Raw genomic sequence first — 2902 nt, forward strand, 5'->3', positions numbered from 1 at the left:
GATTAATCTGGCAGCAACTAAAACCCGCAATGATTTTCGGACAGTTTTTTCATTCATCAAGCAGCTTCGAGCCATGTTAGGGATAGATTCAAAGCAGCTGTTTTTACCAGCACGTCTGACGATGTGGGAATATAAACGATATTCCATTGGCTCCAGCCCGTACTCATCAAAGTAAGATGGAACAACGGGTAAAAACTCTTTGCGATCACTTGTTGTATTCATACGTTATACCTCCGTTTCATGCCTAAACTTAGTTGTTCAACATCCGCATCAGAAAAAGAAAACCATTCACCAATTAAGCGTTGATACTGGTATTGTTCATACAAATTATGAATTTGCTCATTTCCTGCCCCCTACGTGCGGTCGAAAAGTTAGATTAATCCGTGTACTAACCACCTTATTGGTCTTCGGAACTTGATGCAGATGAGTACTCTGACAGCCTGGAAGCATCACCAACAGACTCCCATGCTCCAGCCAAAAGTCAGTAGGCTTACCCCCAATGGGCTTGATTTGGAATTTCCTCACTGAACCCAGACTGATGGATGCGATCGCTGGGTTAAATGCCATCGAAGCTTCACTGTCGTTATGCCAGCCGATACTGTCTTGTCCGCTCCTATATTGATTGCCGATGACAATGCGGAAGCTGTAGCCAGTAGCAGCAGTAATCCTATCTCGCAGTTGGGCTAGCGATGAAGTCCAAGGCAGTGGTTTAAGTAGTACGCTCTTGGAGTAGAGGTAGTCACAGCCTTCATCGCCGTAAATGCACTCTAAGCGCGGAACAGGCATCGTTTTACCCAGCATTCTGATTGTGTTTTGCTGCCATTGCAGTTCTTGGCAATGTTGGTAGAGTTCGTCGGCTTCTTCCTTGTTCAGAAATTCTGGATAATAGTTGACTGGTAAAGTAGGAACAGATTCGGGAAATAAAGTTAGTTGTTGCATAATTCTCCTTTGGCAATCGCTTGAACAATTTCTTCTGCCCGTTCTTGTGAAATAGCCTGTTCTGGATTCTTGTAAAACCCAACGATTTGAGATTTGGGACGCACAATAATTTGCTGCCCTGTTGCGCGTTTGTCCCAGACAAAGCACGAGATGGTAACGTTATCGGTAGCCCAACGACTACCCCGTTTATCCTTGCGAAAACAGAAGCGCGGCATGATGATTACAAGTGACGGCGGGTGCTGCTGTAAGAAATCAGCCCGATCATCACAGGGTTCGAGAAAGCTGGTTAGAAGGAATGCAGCCACACCGATACGTGCTTTCTGGTAGGCATTCTTGATAATTGGTGCAGCAAACTCTGAAAATGGTGGATTGGTGCAGATCCAGTCAGAATCGGGAAACTTAGCCCATGACTCGGATAGTGTTGCGTCCATTTGGTAATCAGCCGATTTATGTGGATCAATATCGTTTGTCCACATTTGCTTGGTGTATGGCCAGGCTTTGAGTAAAGATGCGATCGCTCTATGCCCTACACACGGCTCACCAATGACACCAGACACTTTCACATGGCGTAGTAATTCCGTAGTAAACCATGAAGGAGACTCGTAAAAGTTCAATGAATGTCTGCCAACAGCTTCTCCTGTAGATTTAGGAGAGTACGGTTGTGGTGCCAGCAGTTGTGCAACAGTCATAAGTTCTCTCCCGCTTGTTTAATAACAAGAGCGCTGATTGATTCAAAATCCACTTGAAAAATGTTCATATCAGTCAGCATCTCGCCACTGTTATAGCGGTCTACAATATGCTGCCTAATGTCTGCTTCTGAAAGCTCATCGGGAATATTGATGTGAGCTTCACTAATAATTTTTTCGGTGACTGTAACAATGACTCTCATGTTGGTTATGCCAAATATGAAAAAGTGTTTAACGTGGCGATTGCTATTGAACAAATAGCGATCGCTTTTATCTCCACGGGGTAAAATTATTCCATTGAAACCAGCTTGAGCCAGAATCAGAGTATGCAGTGGTGCGGTGGACTGCTAAAGGATTACCCCAGCAACAGCAAGCGTTGATGGCGAATGTGGGCTTATCCTGAAATGTTCCATCTGGTAAAAGAATCTGGTAAACCTCATCCTCAGCCCATATTTCCAACCATTCTCGGCTCATGTATTCGGCGTAAAACTGGCTCCAGCGAGAGGAAAGCCAGCGCGATTCTGTTTCGCGGTTGTAACGCCACAGCTTGAAGGCGAGGTTCCAATGTGCAAGGAAGTCGAGGGCCACCGACTTGGAATTCATCAAAATTTCTTTATCACCAGGAACGAGCGTTAACTCCTCACACAGTCGGGGAAGTTCTAACGCCATGCCGCCGTACTCAACGGTGTACCACTCGATGCCACTGATACCTTGGCTTATTTGTTCTGCCCAAATTGCTTGTCGTTTACCCTGTGTATCTTGCGCTCCTTTTCGGAACATATCGAAACGCAATACTGCTTCTACTGGGGATAATCCGCCTTTTACTACGTGTTGTTGTTGTGCAAGGTCACACGCAGACTCCCAACCGGTTGTATTTATTTGGTCGATCTGTTGTGCGAGTGCTGCTGCTTTTGGGTCTTGAAATCGCGTCATTAACCTATCCATCAAGATGAATTATTGTTTGTGTCGTTATCAAATGTTACAATTCTTAATAAGCTTATTATCTCAGGTCAGTATCAGCTTCGTAGCCAGTAGCACTCAAAATTCGGGTAACTGAATAATTGAAGATTAATGGTTATTAAACTGATACTTTTTCCTTCTTATTAGTAAAAGCCCCCGCAATTCTTAGCGCTGCACCAGGGCTTGGGTGAGCGAAAAATTCTTCTACAGCTTTGGTCAACCCAGCCGCAACAGTCGGCTCGTGACAAGCGTAGACGTAGATGGGCTGTTGCACACCATTAACCAATCGCGTTTCTTGGCGATCGCCTAATTGTGGG

General features: G+C 45.0%; 5 protein-coding genes and 1 pseudogene. All 6 read right to left on the bottom strand.

Annotated features, from left to right (window positions below; genetic code table 11):
- A partial coding sequence (locus H6G26_RS40425) for a helix-turn-helix domain-containing protein (protein ID WP_242054379.1) occupies positions 1 to 222 on the bottom strand: 222 nt, incomplete at its 3' end.
- Positions 223 to 339: 117 nt separating this feature from the next.
- Positions 340 to 939 (bottom strand): alpha-ketoglutarate-dependent dioxygenase AlkB, encoded by a 600-nt coding sequence (locus tag H6G26_RS40430; RefSeq protein WP_190737614.1) that lies wholly within the window; start codon positions 937 to 939, stop codon positions 340 to 342.
- Positions 927 to 1628 carry a hypothetical protein gene (locus tag H6G26_RS40435; protein ID WP_190737616.1) on the bottom strand — a complete coding sequence of 234 codons (702 nt, stop codon included), beginning with the start codon at positions 1626 to 1628 and terminating at the stop codon, positions 927 to 929. Before H6G26_RS40435 ends, H6G26_RS40430 begins: the two co-directional genes overlap by 13 nt.
- On the bottom strand, positions 1625 to 1828 hold the full coding sequence (locus H6G26_RS40440) for a hypothetical protein (protein ID WP_190737618.1): 204 nt from the start codon (positions 1826 to 1828) through the stop codon (positions 1625 to 1627). Before H6G26_RS40440 ends, H6G26_RS40435 begins: the two co-directional genes overlap by 4 nt.
- 67 nt (positions 1829 to 1895) lie before the next feature.
- Positions 1896 to 2558 (bottom strand): hypothetical protein, encoded by a 663-nt coding sequence (locus H6G26_RS40445; RefSeq protein ID WP_190737620.1) that lies wholly within the window; start codon positions 2556 to 2558, stop codon positions 1896 to 1898.
- A gap of 145 nt (positions 2559 to 2703) precedes the next feature.
- Positions 2704 to 2902, bottom strand: a pseudogene (locus H6G26_RS40450) (hypothetical protein); the annotation flags it as partial.

Source organism: Nostoc sp. FACHB-888 (assembly GCF_014696655.1).
Classification (GTDB): domain Bacteria; phylum Cyanobacteriota; class Cyanobacteriia; order Cyanobacteriales; family Nostocaceae; genus Nostoc.